Genomic DNA, 25775 nt, shown 5'->3' on the forward strand with positions numbered 1-25775 from the left:
ACTGCGTTATTTCCCCGGTAGACGCCATGGAGCAAAAACATGCGCCGCCGCGGGTGCCCTCTGCGAAGGACGAGACAGCCTTGAATGCCACCGGTGCCGTCATCGACGCCGGGTTCGAGGAGCATATCGCCGGGGCCCCTGCCACCCTGGAGGCCTTCCTGGCCCAGGTAGAGCGGCGCGCGTGGCGAATGGCGGAAATGAACCTTGGCAACCGCGAGGACGCCATGGACGCCGTGCAGGACGCCATGCTGCGGCTGGTGCGGCACTACCGCGACAAGCCTGCCGCGGAGTGGTCGCCGCTGTTCTGGGGCATCCTGCGCCGGCGCATCGTCGACCTGCAGCGCCGCCGCAAGGTGCGCTCGGTCGTGGTCGGATGGCTGGGCGGCGGCAAGGACGACGACGGCGATGAACTACCCGCTTGGGAACCGGCCGATACCGGGCCTGGCCCGGCGGCAAGACTGGAAGACAGCCAGGCTTACGCGCATATAAGCCAGGCCGTACGCAAGCTGCCGCGCCGCCAGCGCGAAGCATTCATGCTGCGCGTGCTCGAAGGGCTGGACGTTGCTGAAACAGCGGCCGCCATGGACTGCTCGCAGGGAAGCGTCAAGACACATCTGTCGCGTGCGATGCAAAGCCTGCGCGACCAACTCGAGGAATGGCGATGAACGATCGCTCCGAAGACATTGCACGCCGTGCCCGCGACCTTTACCGGCGTGCCAGCCACGACATCGACCCGGTGATTGCCGGCCGGTTGCGCGCGGCCCGCCGCGAAGCGATGGCAGGTCCGTCGACTTCCACGGCCAGCCGCCTGCTGCTGCCAGCCGGCGCCTTCGCCGTGCTGGCGCTGGCCGCGCTGCTGATCTGGCCCCAGGCGCCGCGCCCGAACAGCGCCATGGCACCCACCATGGCCACGGCCACCCTTGGCGATGCCGATGGCGACCTGCCGCCGGATGCCGATAGTGCGGACCCGGCGATGGTCGAGCATCTGCAGTTCTATGCCTGGCTCGCCGACGACTCCGGCAAGGCAGCGCAACGGTGATGCACCGCCCTGCCCCTTCCTGCCTGCGTAGCCTCGTGGCCGCCGTGCTGCTGGCTATACCGGCCCTGGCCGTACACGCCCAGACGCCACCGCCCGGTCCACCGCCAAGGGCATCGATGGCCGTGCCGGACGCCAACGTGCCGGCACGGCCATGGTCGAGCCTGAGCCCTGCCCAACGCGGCCTGCTGGCGCCTTTCCAGGAGAAGTGGGACACCTTGCCCGCTGGCCGGCAGCAACACCTTCTCGAGCGGGCGGACCAATGGACTCACCTGCCGCCCGACCGCCAGGCAGCGATCCGCGAGCGGGTTGAGCGGTGGCAGGCGATGACACCTGAGCAGCGGGCCGCGGCGCGGCAGAACATGGACCGCTTCAAGGAGCTCACGCCCGAGCAGCGGCAACGCCTGCATGCGGCCTTCGAACGCTTCCGCAATCTCCCGCCCGACCAGCAGGCGGCCCTCGTAGCGCGCTGGCGGGCGCAGTCACCCGAACAGAGGCGCAACGGCCTGGAGAACATCGGCCCCGATGCCGTCGTGCCGCCGCCGCGCGACATGGGCCCCCCGCCCGATGGCGGTCCGCCGCACGGTCCGGATGGACACCGGCCTCCGCCTCCACCGCCCGGCGATGAGCCGTTCTAGCGGGAACTTCGGGCGGCCCATGCAGGCCGCCCGCATGGAACGGATTCAAGCAGCCGACGTTACCTGCCCAGCTACCTGGGTCGCGGTGGCCAATTCATCGTCGGGGCTTTCCAGCAGCGCACCGTCCTTGATCAGCAGCACGCCGAAATTGAGGTAGTTGCGCGAGAGCATTTCCGAAGCATGCAGCGGTGCACCCGCCGCCAGGTCCGTCGGCCCGATCACCGTCACAGCGCCCACGTGTATCTCGCGCCCGGCTTCGGTGGCCTCGCAGTTGCCGCCGCTCTCGGCCGCCAGATCCACCACCACCGCGCCTGCTTTCATGCCCGAAAGCATGGCCCGGGTGATGATCTTCGGCGCCGGTCGGCCGGGCACGGCGGCAGTGGTCACCACCACGTCCACCTGGCGCAAGTGGTCGGACAAGGCCTGCTGTTGCGCCGCGCGTTCCTCGGCCGACAGTTCGCGTGCGTAGCCGCCGGTACCGCTGGCGGTGACACCCAGGTCGAGGAATTTCGCGCCCAGTGATTCCACCTGCTCGCGTGTTTCCGGACGAACGTCGTAGCCTTCGGTCTGTGCGCCCAGGCGCCGCGCGGTAGCGATCGCCTGCAAACCCGCCACGCCTGCACCAATCACCAGCACGCGGCTGGGACGGATGGTGCCGGCCGCGGTGGTAAGCATGGGGAAAAATTTTGGTGCCGAGGTAGCGGCTATCAGCATCGCCCGGTAGCCCGCCACCGCGGCCTGGGAGCTCAAGATATCCATGGCCTGCGCGCGCGTGGTCCGCGGCAACAGCTCCAGCGAATGCGCACGCACGCCCCGGGCGCCGAGTTCCTCCAGCCACGCGGGCCTGGTATGCGAACGCAGCGCACCAACCAGCACGGAACCCGATCGCAAGGCCGCAAGGCTGGCCGGCGACGGCGGCTGTACGCACAAGAGGATATCGGCGCGCGCCGCGACCGCCTGTGCGTCTACGAAGGTGACGTCCGGATAGGCCTCATCGGGGAATCCGGCAGCCAGTCCGGCCGCGGTCTCCAGCAGTACCGATGCACCCGCCGCCTGCCATTTGCGCGCCGTTTCAGGGGTGATCGCCACCCGGCGTTCGCCCGCGGCGGTTTCGCGAAGGGCGGCAACGGTAAAGGCCATGGACCACACTCCCGTGAAGAGGTACCCCGCGCATCGTACAGGAGGTTGCTAAAATCGACGGATGAACCATGAACCCTTGCGTGCCCTGCGGGACCGCCGCTCCGTTCCCGCCAGCCAGCTTGGCGCGCCCGGCCCCGATGCCCGGGCGTTGCGCCAGCTCCTGGAGGTCGCCGTGCGCGTGCCCGACCACGGCAAACTGGCGCCCTTCCGCATGATCCTGCTTGAAGGCGAGGCCAAGCTTGCCTTCGGCGCGCGACTGTCGGCCCTCCTGGAAAGCCGGCCCAACCTTTCCGACGCCAAGCGCGAAAAGGAACGCCGCCGGTATGAATACGCCCCGCTGGTGATAGCCGTGGTCAGTCGTATCGACACCGGCAGCAGCGTGCCCGCCATCGAACAACAGCTTGCTGCCGGCAACGTGGCCCATAACCTGTTGCTTGGTGCCCAGGCGCTGGGTTTCGGCGCGCAATGGCTCACCGGCTGGGCGGCCTACGACGAAGACGTGGCCGCGTTGCTCGGCCTCGGCGCCAATGAGGGCATCATCGGTTTCGTGCATGTCGGCACGCCCGTCATGGAAGCCCCCGAACGCGAGCGCCCGGCCGTGGACGAAGTGGTGTCGTCGTGGACGCCGTAAGCCGCCCCGTTGCCCACCTGGTGGATGGAAGCCTGTACGTCTTCCGCGCCTGGCATTCGATGCCCGATGAATTTCACGACGTCGACGGCGAACCAGTCAACGCCGTGCACGGCTTTACCCGTTTCCTGTGCGAGCTACTGGAGCGCACCCGCGCCGAACACGTGGCCGTGGCGTTTGATGCCTCCCTGACTACGTCGTTCCGCAATGCCATCTATCCAGCGTACAAGGCGAACCGTGAATTGCCGCCGCCAGCATTGGTGCGGCAGTTCGAATGGTGCCGGCGCGTATCCGAGTCTCTGGGCCTGGTAGTGATGAACGACCACGAATACGAAGCGGACGACCTCATCGGCAGCGCGCATTTCTCGCTGCGCGCACATGGTTTCCGCAGCGTCATCGTCTCGGCCGACAAAGACTTCGGCCAGCTTCTGGGCGAGCACGACGAGCAATGGGATTTCGCCAAGAACCTCCGCTGGGGCGCCGCCGGCGTATTCGAGCGGATCGGCGTGCATCCGCATCAGGTGGCCGATTACCTGGCATTGTGCGGTGATGCTGTGGACAACATTCCCGGCGTGCCCGGCGTCGGCGCGAAGACGGCTGCCGCCCTGCTGGCCCATTTCGGCGACCTGGACAGCCTGCTCGAGCGTGTCGACGAAGTGCCGTACCTGCGCCTGCGCGGCGCAGCGGCCTGCGCCGCACGGCTGAAGGAACATGCCGAACTTGCCCGGCTCTACCGGCGCCTTACCCGCATCGCGCTCGATGTCGAGGTTGCCAGCCACGCCGAAGCCCTGCGTCGCCAGGCCGGCGACCTCGCCGGCATCGAGGCCTTGTGCCAGCAACTGCGTTTTGGTCCGCTGACGCGGGCACGTTTGCGTGATCTCGCCGTCACGTGAAACATCCATCATGGGCGGCAGCCGAACGTTCCAGGAGACTCGCATGACGATCGACCATCCCCGCGCACCCGACGACGCCCGGGCCCCTGTTGAAACGCTGTTCGAGGGCCGCTGGTTGTCCATGCGCCGGCGCGGCCGCTGGGAATACGTCGAGCGCAACAACGAGGGCGGCGCGGTAATCATCGTTGCCGTCACCCCCAACGACAACGTCCTGTTCGTCGAGCAATACCGGGTGTCGATCCTCGCCAACACGATCGAGATGCCCGCGGGCCTGGTCGGCGACCTGGAGGCCCATGACACCGAAGACGCCATGGACGCGGCCCGCCGGGAACTGGAGGAAGAAACCGGCTATCGCTGCGGTCGCCTCGAATTCATCCACGCCGGGCCTTCTTCGTCGGGCATGAGCACCGAGATGATTGCCTTCGTCCGCGCCTATGACCTGGAAAAGGTCGGCCACGGGGGTGGCGACGAGACGGAGAACATCCTCGTGCACGAGGTACCCAGGGCCGAAGCCGGCGCCTGGCTGTTCGCCCGGGCCGCGGAGGGGTATTCGATCGACCCGAAGCTGTTTGCGGGCCTCTGGTTCATCGACCACTGCGCCGATACCGGCGCCCCTTGCAACTAGAGGCCTAAAGGTCTGGCCGAACTTGCCGATGAGGAGGCTACGGAGGGCATGTGCCCGCCGCCGTTTCCCCATCGCTCAAGGTTCCAACCATGAAAATCGCCGCCATTGCCGCCCTGCTGTTCCTGGCCCCGGTTGCCGCCAACGCTGCTTGCGCAGCGAAGGATTTCACCGTCGACGGCTTCGCCGTCAAGCTGGTAGCCGGTGCGGGCACGCCGCGCTTCAACATGAAGGGCCAGCTGGTCAACAAGTGCCCGGAAGCCGCCGCCGCCCAGGTGAAGATCGAGGCCAAGGATGCCGCCGGCAACGTCCTGCAGACCAAGCAGGGCTGGCCCGCCGGCACCTCGAACATCGCCCCGGGCCAGAGCGTCGACTTCGACCTCGGCCGCCTGTTCCGCTATCAGTCCGAAATGGCCAACTACACGGTGACGGTGACCGACGTCCGCACCTGGTAAGGCACTACAGCGCGATATAGCGCAGCAACTCACCCGCCGCGTACGCTTGGTCGCGGCGCGGCAACCACACCAGCGCCGAGGCGCTGGCCAGGTTGGAAAGCATGTGCGACTCCTGCCGCGGCAGCGGCACGAGGCGAAGCCGGCCATCGTCGGCCCTGATTTCCATGCGAAGCAGGCGATCACGCCCGGCATCGCTTTCCACGCCCTGTACAAGCTCACCGATACGCCAGGCCGGCATCGCCGCAGCCTCGCCTTCAAGGCGTGCAAGCACGGCTGCCGCATGTACCGCCAGGCACACCAACACGGCGCCCGGGTTCCCCGGCATGCCCATCAGCCAGCTTGAACCCCGGCGGCCAAACCACAGCGGCTTGCCCGGCTTCTGCGCCACTTTCCAGAAGATACGTTCCACGCCGAGCGCCTGGGCCGTCGACGGTATGTAGTCGCGGTCGCCCACGGATACACCGCCTGTGGTGATGACCAGGTCCGATCCGTCCAGCGCCTGCGCCAGGGCATCGCGGACGGCGTCCGGATCGTCGGCCACGTAGACGCGTGCCGGCGCCGGATAGCCTCTCTCGAGCAACCACGCGGTGACCAGGGGGCCATTGGCATCGTGGATGCGGCCAGTAGTCGTGTCGCCGGTTTCACGGGCTACCTCATCGCCGGTCACAAGCACTGTCACCCGGGGGGCCGGGCGCACCTTGACGGCATGTATCCCTGCCATTGCCAATGCACCGAGCAATCCGGCGTTGATGCGCTGCCCGGGACCGGCGACGGTGTCGCCACGTTGCAATTCCTCGCCACGGTAACGCACGTCGTTGCCCGGCGGCACGGGTTCGCGAAGCAGCATGTCGTTGCCCACGCGCTCGACGATTTCCTGCCGTACAACGGCGTCCGCGCCCACGGGCAATGCTGCACCGGTAAAGATGCGGAAAGCGGTGCCCGGGAGCATCGGTGGAATGGTGGCTTCGCCCGCAGCCATGATGCCTGCCACCGGCATGACCACCGGGTGCGTCGCGCTGGCGCCACCGGTCTCGCCGCCACGGATGGCATAACCATCCATGGCGCTCTGGGTGAACGCGGGAAGGTCGACCGCCGCCAGGCATGGCGCGGCCAGTACGCGGCCCAGGGCACGGGCAAGGTCGAGCTCGAACGCAGGCAACGCGCCGACGCCCTCATACATGGCCAGCGCATCGGCCAGGGATAGCAGGCGATGCTCAGGCATAGCCGCCGGGGTGGGCATGGCCGGCGCGGGCGTCGTCGAGCAGGTGTACGAGGCCAGGCAGGATCGCCGCCAGCGATTGTTCCGTTCCGCCACGGCTGCCAGGCAGGGTGGCCACCAGGGTCTCACCGACATAGCCCGCCGTACCGCGCGAGAGCATGGCGAAGGGCATGCGCTGTTGGCCGAAGGCACGGGCGGCTTCCATGATGCCGGGGAGCTCCATGGTGAGCATGCGCGCGACCACGTCCACGGTGATGTCGCGGGTGCCCGCACCGGTGCCGCCCACGGTCAGTACCAGCGGTACACCCGCGCCGGTCAGTTCGGCCAGGACCGAGCCCAGTGCGGTGGCGTCGTCGGCAAGCAGCCGGTAGTCGATGGGATCGAAGCCGGCATCCTGCAGCACCTGCCGCGCCGCCACACCGGCCGTGTCGGGCTTGTCACCCCGCGCCACGGTATCGGAAAGCACCACGATGGCGGCCGCCTTCGGTGCACGCAGGCGGCGACGGTAGTGCGATTTGCCGCCCTTCTTCTGAAGCAACCGGCATGCCTCGATGTGCAATTGCTCGGCTTCGGCGTAGGGCTTCAACATGTCGTACAGCGTGAGCGCCGCCAGGCTTGCCGCGGTCAGCGCCTCCATCTCCACGCCCGTCGGCCCGATGGTTTGCACTTCGGCAGTGACCACCACGTGCCCGTCACCCAGTTCGAAGGTCACCTCCGCGCGATGGATCGGCAGCGGATGGCAAAGTGGGATGAGTTCATCGGTACGCTTGGCGGCAAGGATGCCTGCCACGCGCGCGGTCTTCAGGGCATCGCCCTTTTCCGTGTTGCCGCTTCTGAGCAACTCGATACAGTGCGCCGGCGCATGCAGGGTGGCGGTCGCCTGCGCCAGGCGCAGCGAATCGGGCTTCATGCCGACGTCTTTCATGCTGTTTTCAGATCCTCGTGGGGATGCCCATGGCGATGCGCCGGGTCGTCGTCGAAATCGTCGCGGATGCAACAGCCTTCGACAAAGGCGCTGCTGCCATCGGCATAGAATTCTTCCTTCCAGACCGGCACGTCATGCTTGACCGCATCCACGGCCCACCGGCATGCCTCGAACGCCTCGGCGCGATGCGGCGCGCGCACCACGCAGATGATTGCCAGGTCGCCAATGGCAAGCTTGCCCAGCCGGTGCTGGATGCGGCAGTAAGGCACGCCGAATTTTTCCCGCGTGCGCTCTTCGATCTCGCCGATCAGGCGAGCCGCCACGGCTTCATGCGCGGTGTAGGTAAGGCCGGTGACCTTACGTCCCAGGTGTTCGTCGCGCACGGTGCCGACGAACAGGGCCAGGCCGCCACATTCAGGGTGGTCGTCCAGTTCCAGCAGGACATCGATGGACAGCGGCTGGTGGGAAAGGAAGGCCATGGCCTAGCCTCCCGCCACGGGCGGCAACAGGGCGATGCGCCGATCGGCCGGTAGTGGATCGCGGCGGCGCACGATGGCATCGCCACTGACGCAGGCGCAGGCATCCACGGCACCAGCCAGGTCCGGGCGCAAGGCGCCAAGCGCCGCAATGGCCTCGCCCACCGTGGCGGCGGCGCCCGTCTCCACGGCCAGCTCGGACGTGCCCGCCAGGCGGGCCACGTTGGCGAAGAATTCGAAGGTCACGGCAGTCATGCGTGTTCCATGTTGCGTTCGTCAGCCACCCATCGCATGCATCAGCAAGGGCCGCTCCACCGGCCCTGGCGTCGACGCGTAGCCGGGCTCCTTGTTCCATACCGCGCGGCGAAGCAGGTGGACGATCGCAGGGTCGTCGTCGCCTGCGCGCAGGCTCGCGCCGAGCGGGGTACCGGTTCGGGAGAACAGGCAGGTATAAAGCTCACCCGTGGCGGTGATGCGCAGCCGGTCGCACGATGCACAGAATGGATGCGTCACGGTTGAAATGATGCCCATGGGGAAATGGCCGTCCACCAAGTAGGGACTTGCCGGATCTGGCCCGCGCGGGAGTTTTTCCACTGTATGCGCTGCGCCGATGGCGGCGAGGATATCGTCCTCGCCCACCACGTTCTGGCGCTGCCAATGGCCGGGCGCGTCCAGCGGCATGTATTCGATATAACGCAGGGACAGGCCGCGTTGCATGCACCACTGAAGCAGGGGCAGCACCTGGTGTTCGTTCTGCCCGCGCACCACCACGGCGTTGATCTTCACCGGGGCGCCGGCGTCCTGCAGTGCCGCGATGCCCTTCAATACCGGCGCGATGCCGCGGCCGGTCATGCGCGCGAACGTATCGCCGTCGATGGCGTCCAGGCTGACATTGAAATCGTCGATGCCGGCCTGGACCAGGCGCGACGCCACCGGCGCCATGCGCGAGGCGTTGGTGGTCATGGAAATCCGCTTCAGTCCACGGGATTTCAGATCCTGCAATTGATCCACCACGGCCATGAGGTCCGGCCGCAGCAGGGGCTCGCCGCCGGTGAGGCGGATCTGGGTAATGCCCTGGTCGACGAAGAGGCCCGCCAGCCGCAGCAGTTCCGGCCCGGAAAGAAGTTGCGCCCTGGGCAGCCATGCCGGGTGTTCAGGCATGCAATAGGTGCAGCGGAAGTTGCAGCGGTCCGTCAGGGAAATCCGCAACTTGCGCTTGATGCGGCCGTGTTGGTCGGGCAGCTGGGCGTTCATCGCGTTCATTAACGCACAACTTCGGTCACGGCGACATGATCGCCGTGGGGTAAGGCTGGCCGTTTAAGGGCTCAGTGGACGGTAAACAGCCGGTCGAAGCCGGCGATGCGCAGGGTGTTGCGCAGGTCCGAGCTTGCATTGACGATGCGGATCTCGGCCTGGTCGCCCCCGGCGTGTTCGCGCAGCAGCATCAGCATCCCTAAGGCCGAGGAATCCATCGTCCCCACTTCGCCCAGGTCCACCACGTAGCTGCGGGCGCTGCTGCCCTCGGCAAGGCAGGCGTCGTGGAAGGCGCGGTGCATGGAGAAATCGAAGCGCTCGCCCAGGTGCAGGGTGAGGCAGTTGTGTTCCGGATCGTGGTGGACGTCGAGCGACATGGGGTTCTCCTAATGTCTAGAACAGGTCGATGTCGCCGGCGCTCATCGAGGTTTGCAGCGCCGGGCCGCGCGAACGAAGGCGGGCCTTCTCGCGCTGTTCGGCCAGGCGGGCGCGCATCTTCTGGGCACGGGCGCCAAGCTCGGAGGCATCGGTGGACGCGCAGGCGAGCTCCTCGATGTCGCGGGTGCAGTCGGCGGTGATCTCCTGCAGTTCCACCAGGCGCGTGCGCGTCTGGTGCAGGAGCTGGCTGAGGATGTCTTCGAACTGCAGCGAGCGGATGGTGGTCGATACGTCGGCGCCCAGGCCGCGGTTGATGGTGGCGGCCTCGTCGGCGGCGGCATTGGTGCGCGCATCGCTCTCGGTCAGGTGCACCATCATGCCGTCGATGCCGCCCTTGGCTGCCAGGGCCACGCTCATGTCCTGCGAGGCCATGGCGCCAACCAGCTCGCGCAGCTGTTCCATGGACTTGCGCGAACGCTCGACGTGGGTGCCGATCTTCTCGTTGAACTGATTCGAATGCTGGGCGAGGTTGCGGATCTCGCCGGCAACCACGGCGAAGCCGCGGCCGGACTCACCGGCGCGCGCGGCCTCGATGGCGGCGTTGAGCGCCAGCAGGTTGGTTTCCTCGGCGATGGTGTTGACGTTCTTCAGCAGCGCGAAGACGGCGTCCATCTCGCGGCTCATGCCGTCGATGCGGTAGACGATGCGCAGGCTCTCGCGCGACAGCTGCACGATCAGGCCGACGAAGTGCTCGAGCAGGTCGCCCGTGTGGGAAGCGAAGTCCTGGACTGAAATGCCCTTGCCCGAGGCTTCGATGATCTGGCGCAGCAACGCCTGCTGCATGCCGGTCTTGCGGGAAAGGCCGTCGAAGCCACCGCCTAGTTCCGCCACGGCGTCACGCAGCAGATCCAGCGCCTGGTGCAGCTCGCGGCTGGCGTGGCCCAGTTCGTCGACGATGGCGCTGCGCACTTCTTCCATGGCCTCGCGCACGGCAACCGGGTCGTTGGAGGAAGCTTCAACGACCTCTACGGCGGCCCCGCGACGGTGGAAGAGCACGATCCAGCAGCCGGCCAGCACGGCCACCGCCAGCGGCGCCACCCAGGCGCCGTGGAAGGCCAGCACGGCCACCATGGCCAGGGCGCTGATGACAAGGCCAACCAGCCTGTCGCGGGAATGATTGACGTCCATGATGTTGCCTTTGCAGTTCAGCTCGCCACGCGCGTGGGCGCGGCGGCAATGGGAAGATGGGAGAGCGCCAGGATTCGCGAGGCGATCTGGTCCAGCGGCAGTACCTGGTCGGCGGCACCCGCCTTGAAAGCGGCGCCGGGCATGCCCCAGACCACCGAGGATGCCTCGTCCTGTACCAGGGTCGGCGCGCCGCCCTGGCGCAGCTCGCCCAGGCCGCGGGCACCGTCGTCGCCCATGCCGGTCAAGAGCACGCCGATGGCGGCGGCGCCGACGCCGGCGGCCACCGAGCGGAACAGCACATCCACGCTTGGCTTGTGCCGGTTCACCGGCGGGCCATCGTGCAGGCGGCAGACGTAGCTCGCGCCGTTCCACACCACCAGGAGGTGGTGGCTGCCTGGCGCGATATACGCGTGGCCCGGCTGCACGGGCTGGCCATCGCGGGCTTCCACCACGCGCATGGCCGAGCACTTGTCCATGCGTTCGGCGAAGGGGCCTGAGAACGCCGCGGGAATATGTTGGGTGATGACGATGGGCGGAGCATCCGGCGGCATCGCCTCCAGCACCACGCGGATCGCTTCGGTACCGCCGGTGGATGCACCGATGGCGATGATTCGCTGGCCACCGCGGCTGCCGGCGGCCTGGGTCATCGGCAATACCGCATCGGCGGAGAGGCGCGGCGGCACCTCGAGCCTGGCCACGTCCGTCGAACGGGCCTTGGGCCGCGAGGCGGCTGCCAGCCGGACTTTCTGGCAGATCGCCTGGGTGTTCTCGGGCAGGTTGTTGGCCAGGTCGTTGTCAGGCTTGGCGAAGAAGTCCACCGCGCCCAGCTCCAGCGCGCGCAGGGTGACATCGGCACCGGCCGTGGTGAGGCTGGACACCATCACCACGGGCATCGGCCGCAGCCGCATGAGGTTCTCAAGGAAGGTCAGGCCGTCCATGCGCGGCATTTCCACGTCCAGGGTCAGAACGTCCGGCGAAAGTGCCTTGATCTTGTCGCGTGCGATCAACGGATCGGCAGCCACGCCCACCACCTCGATCGCGGGATCGGAGGAGAGCATGGTCGTCAGCAACTGCCGCACCAGGGCGGAGTCGTCGACGATGAGGACGCGGACTTTTTGCATGGGTTACCGGTGCCTGTGCCTGTTGCAGCTTATGGATTGCCCTGGCGAAGGGAGCTCTTAGAAAAGCTCCACTTCCCCCTTTATCGGATCGTTGGCCAAACGCTTGAGGTAACGCCGCTCGCGCTCGACCAGGGTGGTGTCGTGGACTGCCCGCAGGTGCCGGACCCTGGCTTTTCCCGAATGGGGGAAAAACTGCACCTGGCGGGGATAGACGTCGCCCAGGTCCGAGGCGCACAGGTCCAGCCCCTCGGCCGCCACGTACTTGCGGACGAAATCGATGTTGCGCTGGCCGATGTCGGTCATCGCGGCAAGCACGCGGGCGCCGCCGAAGATCTTCACTTCCAGGTCCTGGCGCTGGCCGCCGGCCCGCAGGATGGCGTTGATCAGCTGTTCCATGGCGTCGTTGCCGTAGCGGGCGCCGCGGCTGACGGTCGCCGTCCAGCCATCGCGCGGGCCGGTGGGCTCGGGCAGCATGAAATGGTTCATGCCGCCGATCCCGCGGCGCTTGTCGCGCACGCAGGCGGAGACACACGAACCCAGCACGGTGGAGACCATCTCCTGCTGGGCGCTGACATAAAACTCGCCGGGAAGGATCTTCACCGTCACGCAGTCCTGCGCCGGGTCCCAGAACCGCCGCACGTGCTCGAAACCGGGCAGCACCCGTTGTGGGTCGAAACCGACGAACGTGCGGGGCGGCGACTGGGGCACGGTGGTCATGCGGTGCGCTTCCGGTAGATGGTGCGTCCCACCAGGTCGAAGTCCTCGGAGAGGCCATACATGGATTCGGAATGCCCGAGGAAAAGGTAACCGTCGTCCACCAGCTGCTGCGCATAGCGCGCGAACAACCGCTGCTTGGTCGGCTTGTCGAAATAGATCACCACGTTGCGGCAGAAGATCGCATCGAAGCGATGCTGCATCGGCCACTCATGCAAGAGGTTCAGTGGAAGTATCGTCACCAGTTCGCGCAGCCGCGGGTGCACGCGGGCGAGCCCGGCGTAGCTGCCTTCGCCGCGCTGGAACCAGCGCTGGCGGCGCGCTTCTTCGACACCCGCCAGGCGATCGATCGGGTACACGCCCTCCCGCGCGGTGCGCAGGGCTTGGGGCGAAAGGTCCGTGGCAAGGATCTTGGCGTCGATGGGGCCGTCGAATTTTTCCAGCGCCTCGGCCAGCACCATCGCCATGGCGTAGGGCTCCTCGCCGGTGGAACAGCCGGCCGACCAGATGCGCAGGCGACCGTTGCGCTTTTCCTTCAGCCAACGGGGCAACAGCTCGTTGGCAATGAAGTCGTAGTGGTGCACCTCGCGGAAGAACGAGGTGACGTTGGTGCTGATCGCGCTTGCCAGTTCGCCCATTTCCGCATCGGGATCCGAACGCAACAGTTGGCAGTACGCGGCGAAGCCATCGAGCTTCAGTGCTCGCAGGCGGCGCAACAGGCGGCCCTGCACCAACTGGCGCTTGTGGTCGCCCAGGCTGATGCCGCAATGGGTATGCACGAACTGACGCAGGAACTCGAACTCGGCATCGCCCAGCACGGGGCCGCCCACGCCCGGGGGCGCGGCGAAATCGCCGTCATCCACGGGGCGGGCACTCACTTAGAATTCCTTCCAGGCGCCGCTGTCGGCCGTCTCGGCCGCGCGCGTGGCACGGGTCGGCTGCGACTGCCGTACTGCTTCGAGGATGGCGCTGACTTCGTTGGCCTGGGCGTTCGCACGCACCACGGGGCTCCTCACCGCCACGGCGGCCTCGGCCTCGTTGCCGAAGCGGAAGAAACCGACCTGGCGGGAAAGCTCGCCGGCCTGTTCCTGCATCGCACGGGCGGCGGCGGCAGCTTCTTCCACCAGGGCTGCGTTCTGCTGGGTCATTTCGTCCATCTGCAGCACGGCGTGGTTGACCTGGTCGATGCCCGCGGACTGTTCGTGGCTGGCCGCGGCGATCTCGGCAACGATGTCGGTGACCTTCTTCACGCTGTCGACGATCTCGGCCAGTGCCTTGCCCGACTGGTCCACCAGTTCCGAGCCGGTACGCACCTTCTCGGCGCTGTCGTTGATCAGGCCCTTGATTTCCTTGGCCGCGCCGGCGCTGCGTCCGGCGAGGTTGCGCACTTCCGTGGCCACTACGGCGAAGCCGCGGCCCTGCTCGCCGGCACGCGCCGCTTCCACGGCGGCATTGAGCGCCAGGAGGTTGGTCTGGAAGGCGATCTCGTCGATCAGGCTCACAATGTCAGCGATCTTGCGGCTGGAGGTATTGATCTCGCGCATGGCGGTGACAGCCTGGGCCACCACTTCGCCGCCGCGCTCGGCCTGTTCACGGGCACCGCGGGCCAACTGGTTGGCGTGGCTGGCGTTCTCGGCGTTCTGCTTCACGGTGGAGGTCATTTCCTCCATGGAAGAGGCCGTTTCTTCGAGGCTGGAAGCCTGTTCCTGCGTGCGCTGGGAAAGGTCGTCATTGCCACGGGCGATCTGCTGCGAAGCGCTGGAGACGGCGGTGGAACCATGACGCACTTCGCCAACGATACCCACCAGGCGCTGGTCCATGCTGCGGAAGGCCTCGAGCAGGCGGCCCAGTTCATCATCACGTCGGGTTTCGATGACATGGCCGAGCTTGCCTTCGGCAATCTCGTTGGCCACCTTCACCGCGTAGCCAAGCGTACGCACGATGGAGCGGATCAACAGGCCCGCCACCAGCAGCGACACCAACAGGCCCAGCGCCAGGGCGGCGATGGAAACCACGCGGATCTTCTTGTAGGTCGCCACCTGGGCATCGAAGATCGCCTGGGCATCGGCGCGCTGCGCCTCGACCAGCTTGGCCAGCGTTTCCTGGCGCTGCATCAGCAGGGGACGCATTTCCAGTTCCAGCGAGTCGCTGGCACCGGCATCGCCCTGCTTGAGCGCATCGACGACATCCGACTTGGCCTGGGCGTAGTCCTGGTCGGTGGAATGCCATTCCTTCAGCGCCGCGGCAACCGTCGTCGACTTGGGATAGGTCTCGAACTTCTTCTTGAGGTCGGCCTGCTTCGCCTGCAGCTTTTCGAATTCGGCCAGTTTCTGCTTGACCTGGTCGGGCTTGGCGACCACGACGGCGGCCTCGCCCAGCACGATGAATTCCTGCAACGTGGCGGTATTGATCTGGCTTACCAGCTGCGCGGGCTCGAGTTCTTCCTCGTAGATCTGCCGCGTGCCTTCGTTCTGGCGGTACATCGAGCCAAGGCCGATGGCAGCGCCACCGACGAGCATCACCACCAGCAAGCCGAGCACGCCGATCAGGCGGTTACGCACGGACAACGCGGGCATCTTCAACTTGAACTTCGGCTTCTTCATGATGGATCCTGTTATGCCACTGCTTTCACGTCGGCCAACGCGGGCAGCGCGGCCTCGAGCATCTGTGCATCCTGCGGTTGCAACAAGCGGTCCACGTCGAGCAGCAACACCATGCGCTCGCCGACGGAGGTCAATCCCTTGAGGTATTCGGTATCCACCGCCGTACCCATGTCGGGCACCGGGCGAATCGCGGCAGCGTCGACGTCGACCACATCGGACACCGCATCCACCACCACGCCGAAATTCTTGCCGGCGACGGTGACGATCACGGTGACGGTGGTGGCGGTGTATTCCTCGCGCACCAGGCCGAAGCGCAGACGCAGGTCAAGCACGGGCACGATGGCGCCGCGCAGGTTCAGCACGCCAAGCACGTACGACGGGGCCTGCGGGATGCGCGTGACGGGTGTCCATCCGCGGATTTCGCGCACGGCCAGGATGTCCACGCCGTATTCCTCGTTGGCAAGGTTCACGGTGAGGTATTGCGTGGCATCCATGGCCTGGTTTGCTGCATCGTTCATCGTTCGTCACCTGCGGAAGCTGTTTGCCCCGCCCCTAGTTCGTCCATCGAGCTATCGGCAGCCTAAGGGCTGCCCTTGAATATTCATGCCGCCTTGCGCCGCGACTGCTGGCGAACCAGCCCCGCGATATCCACGATCAGTGCCACCGAGCCATCGGCGAGGATGGTGGCGCCGGAAATGCCCGACACGCGCCGGTAGTTGGCTTCCAGCGACTTCACCACCGCCTGCTGCTGGCCGATCAGTTCGTCGACGAACAAGCCCAGGCGCGCACCTTCGCCCTCGACCACGATCACGATGCCCTCGCCGATGCCACGGCGTGCGCCAGCGCAGCCGAAGGCGTCGGAGATACGCACGATCGGCAGCCATGCATCGCGGAAGCGGAACAATTCACCACCGCCGGCCACGGACTTCACGCTTTCCGCCTGCACCTGCACCGATTCGACGATCGACACCAGCGGCACGATGTACGTCTCGCCTGCGACGCTGGCGGTAAGGCCATCGATGATGGCAAGGGTCAGCGGCAAGGTGATGGTGAAGGTGGTTCCCTTCCCAGCCACGCTGCGGATCGCCACCGATCCGCCCAGGTCGTTGACGTTCCGGCGCACCACGTCCATGCCCACGCCGCGACCGGAAAGATCGGTGGTGGCGGCAGCGGTGGAGAATCCGGGGGCGAAGATCAGCTCGGAGACATCATCGTCGGAAAGGCCTTCACCGGAGGTCAGCAAGCCGCGTTCGATGGCCTTGCCAACGATCGCCGCGCGGTTGAGTCCGGCGCCATCGTCGGCTACTTCCACCACGATCGAACCACCGCGGTGGAAGGCTTCCAGGCGCAACGTGCCGGTTTCGTTCTTGCCCGCCTCGCGGCGGCGCGTGGTGGATTCAAGGCCGTGGTCGATCGCATTGCGCACCAGGTGCACCAGCGGATCGCCGATCTTCTCCAGCACGCTCTTGTCCAGCTCCGTGGTTTCGCCGCGGAGGTCCAGGCTTACTTTCTTGTCCAGCTTCTGCGACAGATCGCGGACCAGTCGCGGGAAGCGGTTGAAGACATGGCTGATGGGCAGCATGCGGATGCCCATCACGCTCTCCTGCAGCTCGCGCGTGTTGCGCGCCAGCATGGCAAGTCCCGCGCGGAACTGCTCGAGCCCAGATGCATCCACGCCGTCGGCAAACTGGCTGAGCATCGACTGGGTGATCACCAGCTCGCCGACCATGTTGATCAACAGGTCGATCTTTTCCGTGCCCACGCGGATGGACTGGGCATCGGGATTGGAAGCCACCTCACGCACGGCGCGCGGCGCGTCTGGCGTTCCGGCAGCAGGAGCCGGCTGCGCCACGGGGGGCGCGGCTGGCAATTCATTCTTGCGCTCGGTGACGGTGAGCTCGCAGTCGCCATCGACCCAGTCGAACACGGCATCGACCTTGGCGCGGGGAATATCCCCGTGCAGGGTGAGCTGCCACGATACGTAAGCCGATTCGGCATCCATCGCGGCAAGCGTCGGCAGGGCGTCGAGACCAGCAACGCTTTCGAAGCTTCCCAAGGCCGCCAGTTCGCGGAACATGCGCAGCGGCTCGTTGCCGGTCTTGAGCAGGTAATCGAAGGGGCGAAACGCGATGTCCCAGCCGGCGACGCCCGCGGCGGCCGCCTTGGCCGGGCCCGCGGTGGCGGCAACGGCGCCCCCGACCATGGCAGCCAGGGCGGATCGCAGTGCCTCGCTCTCGGCATCGGCGGCAGGTACGCCGGCGGCCGAGCGCTCCAGCATCACGCGCACCACGTCCACCGAGCGCAGCAGCAATTCCACCGTGGCGGCATCGATAGCCCGACGGCCCGAGCGTACTTCCTCGAGCAGCGATTCGGCCACGTGGGTGAAGGCGGCCACGTCCGCGAAGCCGAACGTGGCAGCGCCGCCCTTGATCGAATGGGCGGCGCGGAAGATCGTGTGGATCAGCTCCCCGTCATCGGAACCGGCATCGAGTGCCAGCAACGCGGCTTCCATGGCCGCGAGGCCTTCATTGCTCTCGTCGAAAAATGCCCGATGGAACTGGGCCAGATCCACCTTTGCCATGAGATCAGCCCAGCACGCGGCCGACGGTGGCCAGCAGCTGGTCGGGATCGAACGGCTTGACCAGCCAGCCGGTGGCCCCGGCGGCCTTGCCTTCCTGCTTGCGCTCAGGATGCGACTCGGTGGTGAGCATCAGGATCGGCACTCCCTTGTATTCGGCAAGACTGCGCAGCTCACGCACCATGGCGATGCCATCCATCACCGGCATGTTGACGTCGGCCAGTACCAGGTCGAACTTGCGGCCTTTGGCCGCGTCCACGGCCAATTGTCCGTTCTCGGCTTCTTCCACGTCGTGGCCAGCGCCACGCAGGGTGAAGGCCACCATGCTGCGCATCGAAGCTGAATCGTCTACCGCAAGAATCCTAGCCATCTGCTACCTCGTCAAAAGCCGGCATCAAGCCACCGGCAAGTTCATTGTCTTGTCCAGCCCAAGCATCGCGGCGCCATCACGCAGAACTCCGCTTACGCCGCCCCAGCTAAACGACAGGCCCTGTCCGGTGGCATCGCGCGTGAAAGCACACAGCACCTGCAGGGCCGCCGTATCCACCTGGGCCACGTCGCCGCCATCGATCGTCACGGGGCTTCGGGCCGCCAGCGCCTTGAGCAGACGCTCGCGCAAGGCCGGCGCCTGGGACAGGCGGAGGTCGGCATCGAGGGCGATCGGGGCTAAGGACTTGCGCGAGGCCATGGGAATCCGTGCGTCCCGGGCGGCACCCGGGCTTCTCTTGGAGGGCTTATCGGCGCGCCGGGGTGAAGCTTTAGCCCCGACAAGCACTAAAGACCGCGACCGGTCCGCCGATACCGTGGGGGACAACCCTTCACCCCATGCAGGAACTTGCGACGGTGATCATCCAACCCACCACGATCGCCGCCCAGGTCTGGGCCGGCGCTGCCGCGAGCAGCGTCGGTGAAGCCCTGCGCCTTGGCGCCGTGATGCAGGCGCAGTTGCTGGGATTGAACGACGAGGGGCTGCTGGTACTGCAGATCGCCGGCATGACGGTGGAGGCTGATGCGACGTCCGTGCCGCTGCCCTCGCAATTCACCGTGCGCGTGGCAAGCAATGGCCCCCTGCCCCAGCTCGAAGTGGTGCTCGATGCCGCCAACGACGAGGTACTGATGCAGGCCCTGCGCGACCGGCTGCCGCAACAGGCAGGCTACGCGCCCTTGCTCGGTACCCTCGATGCACTCTCGCGTCGTCCCGCCTCAAGGAATTTGCCGCCGGAGCTACGCACGGCCCTGGCGAACCTCGAACAGGCCATCCCCACGCCTGATGAGCTTTCCGTGCCGGACAAATTGCAGCAGGCCATCGCCCGCAGCGGCCTGTTCTTCGAATCGACCCTGCTTGACGAAGCCCGCGGACAGGACGGCGGCGCGCCTGTGAATAGCGGGCCGACATCATCGGGAACGCCGGCCGGCACGCCGCAGGGCGCAGGTGGCAATGCCAGTCCCGCGCCAAGCTTCGGCCAGGCGCTCGGCCAGTCCCTTGGCCGTTCGCTTGGACAGCTGCTGGGACAGGGCCCAGGAACGACCACCGGCACACCGCCCCGCCAGGCCGATACGCCGGTACCGCGACTGGCGCCGCTGCCACTGCCGGAAGGGACGGCACCTGCAGAAGGCGACGACTGGAAGGCCGCCCTGCTCAAGCTCGTTGCCGCGCTCGCACGGCAACCGGTGCCCGGCACCCGCGTGGCCGCGCAGGACTCGCAGGAGGTGCCTCCGCCACTGCGGCAGCGCGCGCTGCTGACGCAGGCGCGGATGGTGGTCGATGCCGAGGCCGACGTCGACAGCCTGGTCGAGAACCTGCGTGCGAACGTGCGCGGCGCGGTGGCCCGGCTGGAAGTGAGCCAGCTCGAATCGCAACCGCAAGCCAATGCGTGGATGCTGGAACTGCCGGTTCGCGGCGTGCGCGGTTACGACGTGCTGCAGTTGAAACTGGAGCGCGAACCGGGTGCACCGGGCGAATCCTCCAGCGACAGCTGGACGCTGGGCTTCACCATCGACCTGCCCAGCCTCGGACCCCTGCAGGGCGACATTCACTTGCGTGGCTCGCGGGCGACGGTGCGATTGCATGCCCAGTTCGAACCGGCCGTTCGCCAGCTCGAGGCGCAGGCACCGAAGCTTCACCGCCTGATCGAGGATGCCGGCATGCAGGTGGAGCACCTGGCCATCGTGCAAGGCCTGCCCCAGGTGACAAGCCAGCGCAGCGCCGTATTCCTGCAGGCCATGGCATGACCCAGGCCCTGCCCTCGCCACGGCGCAAGGTAACGCTTCGCCTTTCCAGCTCCGCGCGCAGTGCCGCATCGCAGAAACTCAGCCCGGAAGACGTCGAGGGCCTGCTGGCGCGTGCCCACGCCCGGGGGCTGGCACCCAACGTCGATCCGCAGGTGGCCGCCGTGCTCGCCGCGGTGCGGCTACGCGAGGATATTCCCGACCAGCTTTATACGTTGCTGGCCGCGGTTCTTGGCGCCATCCACGGCGCCGGTGAAAGCTAGATAGCAAGAACAGTCAAACGCCGATGGCTGACCCTGGGCTAACCTTCGCCCGAATCCTGGCCAACGCGAAAAAAGACCAAAGCATGGGTGCCGCCGGTAAAGCCCTCTGGTACATCGAAAGCCACTACGAGCAGGACCTGGCCCTGGCGGACATCGCTCAGGTGGTCGGCGTTTCGCCTTTCCATCTGTCGCGCCTGTTCCAGGCGAGCACCGGCAGCCCGATCGTGCGCTACCTGCGCGGGCGCCGGCTGAGCGAGGCTGCGCGCAAGCTTGCTGGCGGGGCCAGCGACATCCTTGATGTAGCGCTTGCCGCGGGGTATTCCTCCCACGGCGCATTTACCCGTGCCTTCGGCGAACAGTTCGGCCGTACCCCCGACGATGTGCGCGAGCGCGGCCTGGATGGCCTGCGGCTGGTGGAGGCGGTCAAGCTCGACGATCCATCCACCGCCTGTGCCCGCGACCCGCGCGTGGCCGACGCCGATACTTTGCTGATCGCGGGCATCGGCGCGCGCCACCGGGGTCCGTCGGTAGCGTCGATACCTTCGCAATGGCAGCGGCTGCTTGGCGAATGCCAGGGTGCCGGCCCCATCGCCTATGGCGTGTGCTGCAACAGCGACGAGGACGGCAATTTCGACTACATCGCCGGTTTCTCCGTGCCGTCGTTCTCGAATATCCGCGCCGGATGGCAAACCGTGCGCATACCGGCGCGGCGCTATTTGGTGGGCTGGCACGAGGGGCACATCAGCAGCATCCGTTCTACCTGGTACTGGCTGTTGAACGACTACCTGCCCAACTCGGGCTTCGCTCTGGCCGATGCGCCGGAATTCGAGCGCTACGACGAGCGCTTTAACGACACCACGGGCAACGGCGGCGTCGAGATCTGGCTGCCGCTGGTCTGATTTAATCCAAATCGAAGGTAAAAATGATGCGATCAATGATTCGATGGCTGGCCCTGGCGATCTTCGTTGCAGGCGTTCCGATGGCCACCTGTGCACAGGCTTCAACGCCGGTTGGCGAACGCCACGGCGCCGCGCACACGCCCGGCGCCGCCGCACGCGATAACGCGCACCGCGATGTCGTGCGCTATACCGTGTGGTACCCGGCGGCCGCGGGCTCAAAAGAAACACCGATCACCGTCGGACCACCCGACGCACCGCTGTTCAATATCGGTTCCGCGGCTGCGGACGCTGCCATAGCCCTCGGCAGGTTTCCCACCTTGCTGCTGTCGCACGGCAACGGCGGCAGTGCGCGGATGATGGGCTGGTTCGGTATCGCCATGGCACGCGCAGGCTATGTGGTGATCGCGGTGGACCATCCGGGCAACAACGGCATGGATCCCATGACGGTAGCGGGAGGCACGTTGATCTGGGAACGTGCTGAAGACCTCAAGGCCGCATTGAAAGCCGTGTTGGATGATGGCGACCTGGCACCTCACGTGGACACCGCGCGACTGGGCGCCACCGGCTTCTCGGCCGGGGGATTTGCAGCCCTTGCCGCCCTGGGCGCGCAAGTGGACATCAACCACTTCATCGCCTTCTGCCGCGCCCATCCCGACGACAGCACCTGCAAGCCTCAGAAGGAGTCGCCAGGGATAACCTTCGAAGACCACCTGAAGGCCGCGTCCACGCCGGAGCTTGCCCCGTTCATGCGCCAGGCGAAAGACAACCACGCGGTACCGGGTGTCCGCGCGATATTCGTGATGGCCCCGGGGATCATCGAAGCCTTCGATCCGGAAGGATTGAAGAACGTGCAGCAACCGGTATCGATCCTGCTGGGCAAGGCAGACGACGTGGCGCAGCCGGCCACCAACGGCGAGCTGGCGGCCAAGCTACTGCCGCATGCATCCATCCATGAACTGGACAAGGTCGGGCACTACGATTTCCTGGCCACCTGCACCCAGGCAGGCCGCGAGCAACTGGGGCCCTTGTGCAAGCATGCGGTAGCGCAGGACAAGACGCACGCCGCCGCCATCAAGCAGGCGTCGGACTTCTTCGCCGCGAACCTTCGCTAATAGGAACCGGGTGGGGCCTTCTCGCCCCACCAGCCTTCGGCGGGCCGCACGCCTTCGCGCAGCGCGCGCAGGGCGTGCAGCTGGCGCAGTGCGAACTGCCTGGCCATGGCCAGGCCAAACCCCAGTGGCGCCTTGATCCGGTCGCGGACCGGTGCGGTGCCGGGATATGCCGGATCCATGTGCAGGTATTTCCTGCATGCGCGGTTGACCTGGTGAACCCGGGCCATGCGCCGCGTGTGGCTGGTGTAGAAGGTCACGCCCAGCGACACCGAGACGCCGTCGCCCGCCGTCACCCATGAGTTGTCCGTGCGCGTGGCATGGGGCGAGGTGCTGGGGAAATACACGCCATCACCCGGGCCACTGTCGAATTCATGCGCCGAATGCCGGCTGGCATCGGTCAACTTCACTTTCTTCAACGTGTGGTTGACGATGAAATCCTCGACCGAATCAGCTGGTACCGCCACGCGGTCGTAGTCATCCCACACCGACAGAACCTTGCGTCCGTGCAGCTGCAGCCAGAAATTATTCTCGCGGTCGATATGGAACGGCGTCACCGACGGCGGCGCGGAAATGAACAGGAAACCGGAAAGGTTGAACACGCCCGGTTGCTCGCGCTCGACGATCTCGCGCACGGTGTCGAGGATCTGATCAAGCAACGCCGCGTAACGCGGCACCGACTCGATGTTGTATAGCGCGATCCAGGAGCCTGTCTCTTCGATGCGGCTGAACACCTCGTCGATGCCCCGGCCGTCGGGATGCTCGCCGGCATGGTCGAACTTCGAATCCTGCTGCATGCCCGGCCGAACGAAACGGCACTTGCCCATGGGCATCATTTCGCGGGCCAGGTTGGCAAGTTCGGGCAGTTGCAACAGGGGATGCTGGTGGAAGTCGTGGCGAAGCCGGTTAATGCGGAAAGTCGAGAATGCCTTCCCGTCCATCGGCTGCACGCGATGGGCCGGAAGTTCCACGGCACCCGAACGCTGGATATTCAAGACTTTTGACCCCGCCGTTGCCCGACCCTCCCCGGGCCGCGTGGACATGATTGGGCAAGAACCTGCGTCCTTCCACACGCCGGATGGACTAGGCCAACGGGGTGGGTCCGGAGCGATACCCTGAAAGGGTCACGTTGCCGGGACGCCAGGCGCCTGGTCGGGCGCCGAGCCACTGGCGGCATGCATGCGCTTGATGCGCACGGTGCTGCCGCCTTCGAACCGCACCACGTATTCGCTTTCCTCATGGGTCTGCGACACCACCGGTATGGCCGGGTCGTCGGCATGTTCGGCGAGCTTTGCCTGCATCATCCGCGCGGCCTGGCCCGAGGGATAGAGCGTCATTGGTGGGCTGACCGGTTCGAAGCTGGTGAACGAATCGCCACACTCGGCGCAGGCACCGGTGACCAGGGGCAGGCGCTTCAAGAAGATGAAGTATTTGTTCTCGTGCTTGATCCAGATCCTTTCCGCATTGCCGCCCACGTAGGTGTTGACCGCACCGGCACTACTCCATACGCGCACGTTGGCTGCCTGCGCGCAGTCGGCCTGCGCGCACTCCTGCAACACCAGGTATTCGTCCGGGTTCAGGTGCACCGGCCGGATGCTCAGGATGTCGTCCTGCTGCAGGGCCTGCGCCGGGAAGACGACCGAGGGCATCCGCGGATCCACCCGGAAATCACTGGAAATGACATAGCCGCCGTGGATGGTGGTGTAGGGCGCGGTGACCGTCACGCGCGGCAGGTCGGTGCTTGGTGGCGCGCCGCTTGTGGTGGACTTAGCCGCGGTGTCCTGGGCGATAGCGGCCACCGGGGCGGCCGCCATCATCAGAACCGCTGCGCCGACGGCTAGGCCGCCGACGCGGCACATGGCCTTCAATTGCATCGTCACGGCTCAACACCCCGCTCGTCGATCGCTATGTCCCTGTCGTGACAGTTAACCACGGTCGCACGATCACCGCCCATTTGATGAAGGAATTTTCATGCGGGGCTTCAGCCCCGCTCTTGCACACGGATCATGTTGCCGGCGGGGTCGCGCACGGCGCAGTCGCGAACGCCATAGGGCTGCGCAGTAGGCTCCTGCACAATATCGGCATCGCTGGCCTGCAAGCGGGCGAAGGCGCCATCCAGGTCGGGCGTGGCCAGCAGGATCGTGCTGTGGGTGCCCTTGGCCATCATCTCGGCGATGGTGCGGCGTTCGTCGTCGGTGATGCCGGGGCTGGCGGCTGGCGGATACAGCACGATGGATGTCGCCGGCTGGCCCGCCGGACCTACCGTGATCCAGCGGTTGCCGCCGTAGGCAACGTCCGCGCGAACTTCGAAGCCCAGCGTATCGCGATAGAAGGCCAGCGAGGCTTCGGGGTCGCTGTGCGGCAGGAAGCTGGCGTGGATGTGGATGTCCATGGTGATCACTCCAATGTGGGGTTGGGTCGGGAGCGATCAGTCTAGGGAAGGCTCAAGGCCGGGCGCTTCTCGATTCCTGATCGGCCGCGTCACCTGTCGCGCCACGCACGAAGGCATGCCCGCCGTCGCCTGCGCCTGCTGGCGTCGATAGGTGCTGGGCGACATGCCTGTCAGCTCCGTGAAGCGCGTGCTGAAGGTGCCCAGCGAGGAGCAGCCCACTTCGAAGCACACGTCGGTAACGCTCACGTCGCCGCGGCGCAGCAAGGCCATCGCGCGCTCGATACGCCTGGTCATCAGGTAGGAATACGGCGACTCGCCGAAGGCGAGTTTGAACTGGCGACTCAAGTGCCCGGCCGACATGGCCACGCCGCGGGCCAGCGCCTCAACATCCAGCGGCTGGGCGTACTCCCGGTCCATCCGGTCCCGGACCCGGCGCAGTTGCGCCAGGTCGCGTAGATGCTGCGCGGTGTCGTCTTTGCCATTCACCGCCAGAGCCTACCAACCCCCCAGGGGTCAGAGTCAATATGCGCGCCAGTCACACAACCACCCTGGCCTCGGCTCCAATGTGCGCGCGGCGCACATTGACTCTGACCCCTAGTGGGGGTTAGTGGCGGGTGCCGCCGTGAAGGCGTTGCAGCAACTCAGCTTCGCTGGGGAAGATGCCGCAGGTCTCGGCGATCTGCTGGGCGCTGGCACCCTGGCGGGCCAGGCGCTGGGCCAGCATGTAGGAGCGGTCGGCGGGCACGACGTCGGCGACGGCGACCGGCACCTGGCGGGCCTGGACTTCCAGCTCGTCGATGCGCAGGTCCAGCTTGCGCAAGGCGCCGACCATGACGTCGGCCGCAAGGTCGGGCTCGGGCGCTACGAAAGCCGGCGCCTGCGCCGGATTTCCGACGCTCAAGTGGCCCAGGCGACGGTAGACGAACACCAGCATGGCCAGCTGGACCAGGGAAATAAGGCCGAATGCGATGGTAAGCGGATAGTTCATGGGACGGCTCCGGTGGGATACGCACAC

At 66.5% G+C, this 25775-nt stretch carries 32 protein-coding genes; 11 read left to right on the plus strand and 21 right to left on the minus strand.

Features of this window, described 5'->3' with window-relative positions:
* The first annotated feature begins 26 nt into the window (after nt 1–26).
* From NDK18_RS05275 to NDK18_RS05285, 3 genes are read left to right on the plus strand one after another with little or no spacing between them, the layout of a single operon-like run.
* Nucleotides 27–665 (plus strand): RNA polymerase sigma factor, encoded by a 639-nt coding sequence (locus tag NDK18_RS05275; RefSeq protein WP_250625359.1) that lies wholly within the window; start codon nt 27–29, stop codon nt 663–665.
* Complete coding sequence (locus tag NDK18_RS05280; protein WP_250625358.1) at nt 662–1039, plus strand: hypothetical protein; 378 nt, start codon at nt 662–664, stop codon at nt 1037–1039. The genes NDK18_RS05275 and NDK18_RS05280 overlap by 4 nt, the downstream gene beginning before the upstream one ends.
* On the plus strand, nt 1039–1674 hold the full coding sequence (locus NDK18_RS05285) for a DUF3106 domain-containing protein (protein ID WP_250627256.1): 636 nt from the start codon (nt 1039–1041) through the stop codon (nt 1672–1674). The genes NDK18_RS05280 and NDK18_RS05285 overlap by 1 nt, the downstream gene beginning before the upstream one ends.
* Before the next feature lie 45 nt (nt 1675–1719).
* On the opposite strand, the gene NDK18_RS05290 is transcribed toward NDK18_RS05285, so the two are convergent.
* Entirely contained in the window at nt 1720–2814 is a 1095-nt protein-coding gene (locus NDK18_RS05290; protein WP_250627257.1) for an NAD(P) transhydrogenase subunit alpha, read from the minus strand.
* A gap of 61 nt (nt 2815–2875) precedes the next feature.
* Here NDK18_RS05290 and NDK18_RS05295 point away from each other — a divergent pair, with 61 nt between their 5' ends.
* The 4 genes from NDK18_RS05295 (at nt 2876) to NDK18_RS05310 (ending at nt 5412) form a co-directional block, all read left to right on the plus strand.
* Nucleotides 2876–3445, plus strand: a complete 570-nt coding sequence (locus NDK18_RS05295; RefSeq protein WP_250625353.1) for a nitroreductase family protein — start codon at nt 2876–2878, stop codon at nt 3443–3445.
* Nucleotides 3433–4335 (plus strand): 5'-3' exonuclease, encoded by a 903-nt coding sequence (locus tag NDK18_RS05300; protein ID WP_250625352.1) that lies wholly within the window; start codon nt 3433–3435, stop codon nt 4333–4335. The genes NDK18_RS05295 and NDK18_RS05300 overlap by 13 nt, the downstream gene beginning before the upstream one ends.
* Nucleotides 4336–4378: 43 nt before the next feature.
* The gene (locus tag NDK18_RS05305) at nt 4379–4960 is read left to right on the plus strand and encodes an NUDIX hydrolase (RefSeq protein WP_250625351.1); all 582 of its coding nucleotides are present in this window, start codon (nt 4379–4381) and stop codon (nt 4958–4960) included.
* An 89-nt stretch (nt 4961–5049) separates the two neighbouring features.
* Nucleotides 5050–5412 (plus strand): hypothetical protein, encoded by a 363-nt coding sequence (locus NDK18_RS05310; protein WP_250625350.1) that lies wholly within the window; start codon nt 5050–5052, stop codon nt 5410–5412.
* Between the two features lie 4 nt (nt 5413–5416).
* Here NDK18_RS05310 and NDK18_RS05315 read toward each other — a convergent pair whose 3' ends face one another.
* The 15 genes from NDK18_RS05315 to NDK18_RS05385 all read right to left on the minus strand — a co-directional run bounded on the left by NDK18_RS05315 (nt 5417) and on the right by NDK18_RS05385 (nt 18556).
* Entirely contained in the window at nt 5417–6634 is a 1218-nt protein-coding gene (locus NDK18_RS05315; RefSeq protein WP_250627258.1) for a molybdopterin molybdotransferase MoeA, read from the minus strand.
* On the minus strand, nt 6627–7556 hold the full coding sequence (gene moaCB / locus NDK18_RS05320) for a bifunctional molybdenum cofactor biosynthesis protein MoaC/MoaB (protein WP_250627259.1): 930 nt from the start codon (nt 7554–7556) through the stop codon (nt 6627–6629). The genes NDK18_RS05315 and moaCB overlap by 8 nt, the downstream gene beginning before the upstream one ends.
* Nucleotides 7553–8035, minus strand: coding sequence for a molybdenum cofactor biosynthesis protein MoaE (locus tag NDK18_RS05325; RefSeq protein WP_250625347.1), 483 nt, complete (start codon nt 8033–8035; stop codon nt 7553–7555). Before NDK18_RS05325 ends, moaCB begins: the two co-directional genes overlap by 4 nt.
* A 3-nt stretch (nt 8036–8038) precedes the next feature.
* Entirely contained in the window at nt 8039–8287 is a 249-nt protein-coding gene (locus NDK18_RS05330) for a MoaD/ThiS family protein (RefSeq protein ID WP_250625346.1), read from the minus strand.
* A gap of 21 nt (nt 8288–8308) precedes the next feature.
* The gene (moaA, locus tag NDK18_RS05335) at nt 8309–9295 is read right to left on the minus strand and encodes a GTP 3',8-cyclase MoaA (RefSeq protein WP_250627260.1); all 987 of its coding nucleotides are present in this window, start codon (nt 9293–9295) and stop codon (nt 8309–8311) included.
* 62 nt (nt 9296–9357) lie between these two features.
* Nucleotides 9358–9663: an STAS domain-containing protein gene (locus NDK18_RS05340; RefSeq protein ID WP_250625344.1), complete on the minus strand. Its 306-nt coding sequence runs from the start codon at nt 9661–9663 to the stop codon at nt 9358–9360.
* A 16-nt stretch (nt 9664–9679) separates the two neighbouring features.
* Nucleotides 9680–10852 carry a methyl-accepting chemotaxis protein gene (locus NDK18_RS05345; RefSeq protein ID WP_250625343.1) on the minus strand — a complete coding sequence of 391 codons (1173 nt, stop codon included), beginning with the start codon at nt 10850–10852 and terminating at the stop codon, nt 9680–9682.
* Between the two features lie 17 nt (nt 10853–10869).
* On the minus strand, nt 10870–11973 hold the full coding sequence (locus tag NDK18_RS05350) for a protein-glutamate methylesterase/protein-glutamine glutaminase (protein ID WP_250625341.1): 1104 nt from the start codon (nt 11971–11973) through the stop codon (nt 10870–10872).
* 57 nt (nt 11974–12030) lie between these two features.
* Nucleotides 12031–12690: a chemoreceptor glutamine deamidase CheD gene (gene cheD / locus NDK18_RS05355; RefSeq protein WP_250625339.1), complete on the minus strand. Its 660-nt coding sequence runs from the start codon at nt 12688–12690 to the stop codon at nt 12031–12033.
* A complete protein-coding gene (locus NDK18_RS05360; RefSeq protein ID WP_250625338.1) occupies nt 12687–13565 on the minus strand; it encodes a CheR family methyltransferase in 879 nt (292 codons plus the stop codon). The genes cheD and NDK18_RS05360 overlap by 4 nt, the downstream gene beginning before the upstream one ends.
* Nucleotides 13566–15290, minus strand: a complete 1725-nt coding sequence (locus NDK18_RS05365) for a methyl-accepting chemotaxis protein (RefSeq protein ID WP_250625337.1) — start codon at nt 15288–15290, stop codon at nt 13566–13568.
* An 11-nt stretch (nt 15291–15301) separates the two neighbouring features.
* On the minus strand, nt 15302–15808 hold the full coding sequence (locus NDK18_RS05370) for a chemotaxis protein CheW (protein ID WP_250625336.1): 507 nt from the start codon (nt 15806–15808) through the stop codon (nt 15302–15304).
* Nucleotides 15809–15891: 83 nt separating this feature from the next.
* Nucleotides 15892–17871 (minus strand): chemotaxis protein CheA, encoded by a 1980-nt coding sequence (locus NDK18_RS05375; protein WP_250625335.1) that lies wholly within the window; start codon nt 17869–17871, stop codon nt 15892–15894.
* Nucleotides 17872–17875: 4 nt separating this feature from the next.
* Nucleotides 17876–18238, minus strand: a complete 363-nt coding sequence (locus tag NDK18_RS05380; RefSeq protein ID WP_250625334.1) for a response regulator — start codon at nt 18236–18238, stop codon at nt 17876–17878.
* Between the two features lie 24 nt (nt 18239–18262).
* On the minus strand, nt 18263–18556 hold the full coding sequence (locus NDK18_RS05385; protein ID WP_250627261.1) for an STAS domain-containing protein: 294 nt from the start codon (nt 18554–18556) through the stop codon (nt 18263–18265).
* Between the two features lie 155 nt (nt 18557–18711).
* Between NDK18_RS05385 and fliK the strand changes: the two genes are divergently transcribed.
* From fliK to NDK18_RS05405, 4 genes are all read left to right on the plus strand, one after another.
* The gene (fliK, locus tag NDK18_RS19400) at nt 18712–20100 is read left to right on the plus strand and encodes a flagellar hook-length control protein FliK (protein ID WP_250625332.1); all 1389 of its coding nucleotides are present in this window, start codon (nt 18712–18714) and stop codon (nt 20098–20100) included.
* Nucleotides 20097–20360, plus strand: a complete 264-nt coding sequence (locus NDK18_RS05395; protein ID WP_250625331.1) for a flagellar biosynthesis protein — start codon at nt 20097–20099, stop codon at nt 20358–20360. Before fliK ends, NDK18_RS05395 begins: the two co-directional genes overlap by 4 nt.
* Nucleotides 20361–20443: 83 nt before the next feature.
* Nucleotides 20444–21259, plus strand: coding sequence for an AraC family transcriptional regulator (locus NDK18_RS05400; RefSeq protein ID WP_250627262.1), 816 nt, complete (start codon nt 20444–20446; stop codon nt 21257–21259).
* A 35-nt stretch (nt 21260–21294) separates the two neighbouring features.
* Complete coding sequence (locus NDK18_RS05405; protein WP_250627263.1) at nt 21295–22371, plus strand: alpha/beta hydrolase family protein; 1077 nt, start codon at nt 21295–21297, stop codon at nt 22369–22371.
* Here the strand turns inward: NDK18_RS05405 and NDK18_RS05410 are convergent.
* From NDK18_RS05410 to NDK18_RS05430, 5 genes are all read right to left on the minus strand, one after another.
* Nucleotides 22368–23363: a JmjC domain-containing protein gene (locus tag NDK18_RS05410; protein WP_250625328.1), complete on the minus strand. Its 996-nt coding sequence runs from the start codon at nt 23361–23363 to the stop codon at nt 22368–22370. The two genes, NDK18_RS05405 and NDK18_RS05410, sit on opposite strands and share 4 nt — an antisense overlap.
* A 129-nt stretch (nt 23364–23492) precedes the next feature.
* Nucleotides 23493–24248 (minus strand): hypothetical protein, encoded by a 756-nt coding sequence (locus NDK18_RS05415; protein ID WP_250627264.1) that lies wholly within the window; start codon nt 24246–24248, stop codon nt 23493–23495.
* Between the two features lie 101 nt (nt 24249–24349).
* Nucleotides 24350–24760 (minus strand): VOC family protein, encoded by a 411-nt coding sequence (locus NDK18_RS05420; protein ID WP_250625326.1) that lies wholly within the window; start codon nt 24758–24760, stop codon nt 24350–24352.
* Nucleotides 24761–24796: 36 nt separating this feature from the next.
* Nucleotides 24797–25246, minus strand: a complete 450-nt coding sequence (locus NDK18_RS05425) for a helix-turn-helix transcriptional regulator (RefSeq protein WP_250627265.1) — start codon at nt 25244–25246, stop codon at nt 24797–24799.
* Nucleotides 25247–25364: 118 nt separating this feature from the next.
* On the minus strand, nt 25365–25748 hold the full coding sequence (locus NDK18_RS05430) for a DUF2802 domain-containing protein (RefSeq protein WP_250627266.1): 384 nt from the start codon (nt 25746–25748) through the stop codon (nt 25365–25367).
* Nucleotides 25749–25775 lie beyond the last annotated feature (27 nt).

Source organism: Pinirhizobacter soli, from assembly GCF_015905305.1.
Lineage (GTDB): Bacteria > Pseudomonadota > Gammaproteobacteria > Xanthomonadales > Rhodanobacteraceae > Pinirhizobacter > Pinirhizobacter soli.

Bases quoted from the DNA above. Each gene is read 5' to 3' on its own strand.
- NDK18_RS05275 (WP_250625359.1), top strand. From the start codon at position 27: ATGGAGCAAAAACATGCGCCGCCGCGGGTGCCCTCTGCGAAGGACGAG.
- NDK18_RS05280 (WP_250625358.1), top strand. From the start codon at position 662: ATGAACGATCGCTCCGAAGACATTGCACGCCGTGCCCGCGACCTTTAC.
- NDK18_RS05285 (WP_250627256.1), top strand. From the start codon at position 1,039: ATGCACCGCCCTGCCCCTTCCTGCCTGCGTAGCCTCGTGGCCGCCGTG.
- NDK18_RS05290 (WP_250627257.1), bottom strand. From the start codon at position 2,814: ATGGCCTTTACCGTTGCCGCCCTTCGCGAAACCGCCGCGGGCGAACGC.
- NDK18_RS05295 (WP_250625353.1), top strand. From the start codon at position 2,876: ATGAACCATGAACCCTTGCGTGCCCTGCGGGACCGCCGCTCCGTTCCC.
- NDK18_RS05305 (WP_250625351.1), top strand. From the start codon at position 4,379: ATGACGATCGACCATCCCCGCGCACCCGACGACGCCCGGGCCCCTGTT.
- NDK18_RS05310 (WP_250625350.1), top strand. From the start codon at position 5,050: ATGAAAATCGCCGCCATTGCCGCCCTGCTGTTCCTGGCCCCGGTTGCC.
- NDK18_RS05315 (WP_250627258.1), bottom strand. From the start codon at position 6,634: ATGCCTGAGCATCGCCTGCTATCCCTGGCCGATGCGCTGGCCATGTAT.
- moaCB (WP_250627259.1), bottom strand. From the start codon at position 7,556: ATGAAAGACGTCGGCATGAAGCCCGATTCGCTGCGCCTGGCGCAGGCG.
- NDK18_RS05325 (WP_250625347.1), bottom strand. From the start codon at position 8,035: ATGGCCTTCCTTTCCCACCAGCCGCTGTCCATCGATGTCCTGCTGGAA.
- NDK18_RS05330 (WP_250625346.1), bottom strand. From the start codon at position 8,287: ATGACTGCCGTGACCTTCGAATTCTTCGCCAACGTGGCCCGCCTGGCG.
- moaA (WP_250627260.1), bottom strand. From the start codon at position 9,295: ATGAACGCGATGAACGCCCAGCTGCCCGACCAACACGGCCGCATCAAG.
- NDK18_RS05340 (WP_250625344.1), bottom strand. From the start codon at position 9,663: ATGTCGCTCGACGTCCACCACGATCCGGAACACAACTGCCTCACCCTG.
- NDK18_RS05345 (WP_250625343.1), bottom strand. From the start codon at position 10,852: ATGGACGTCAATCATTCCCGCGACAGGCTGGTTGGCCTTGTCATCAGC.
- NDK18_RS05350 (WP_250625341.1), bottom strand. From the start codon at position 11,973: ATGCAAAAAGTCCGCGTCCTCATCGTCGACGACTCCGCCCTGGTGCGG.
- cheD (WP_250625339.1), bottom strand. From the start codon at position 12,690: ATGACCACCGTGCCCCAGTCGCCGCCCCGCACGTTCGTCGGTTTCGAC.
- NDK18_RS05365 (WP_250625337.1), bottom strand. From the start codon at position 15,290: ATGAAGAAGCCGAAGTTCAAGTTGAAGATGCCCGCGTTGTCCGTGCGT.
- NDK18_RS05370 (WP_250625336.1), bottom strand. From the start codon at position 15,808: ATGAACGATGCAGCAAACCAGGCCATGGATGCCACGCAATACCTCACC.
- NDK18_RS05375 (WP_250625335.1), bottom strand. From the start codon at position 17,871: ATGGCAAAGGTGGATCTGGCCCAGTTCCATCGGGCATTTTTCGACGAG.
- NDK18_RS05380 (WP_250625334.1), bottom strand. From the start codon at position 18,238: ATGGCTAGGATTCTTGCGGTAGACGATTCAGCTTCGATGCGCAGCATG.
- NDK18_RS05385 (WP_250627261.1), bottom strand. From the start codon at position 18,556: ATGGCCTCGCGCAAGTCCTTAGCCCCGATCGCCCTCGATGCCGACCTC.
- NDK18_RS05395 (WP_250625331.1), top strand. From the start codon at position 20,097: ATGACCCAGGCCCTGCCCTCGCCACGGCGCAAGGTAACGCTTCGCCTT.
- NDK18_RS05400 (WP_250627262.1), top strand. From the start codon at position 20,444: ATGGGTGCCGCCGGTAAAGCCCTCTGGTACATCGAAAGCCACTACGAG.
- NDK18_RS05405 (WP_250627263.1), top strand. From the start codon at position 21,295: ATGATTCGATGGCTGGCCCTGGCGATCTTCGTTGCAGGCGTTCCGATG.
- NDK18_RS05420 (WP_250625326.1), bottom strand. From the start codon at position 24,760: ATGGACATCCACATCCACGCCAGCTTCCTGCCGCACAGCGACCCCGAA.
- NDK18_RS05430 (WP_250627266.1), bottom strand. From the start codon at position 25,748: ATGAACTATCCGCTTACCATCGCATTCGGCCTTATTTCCCTGGTCCAG.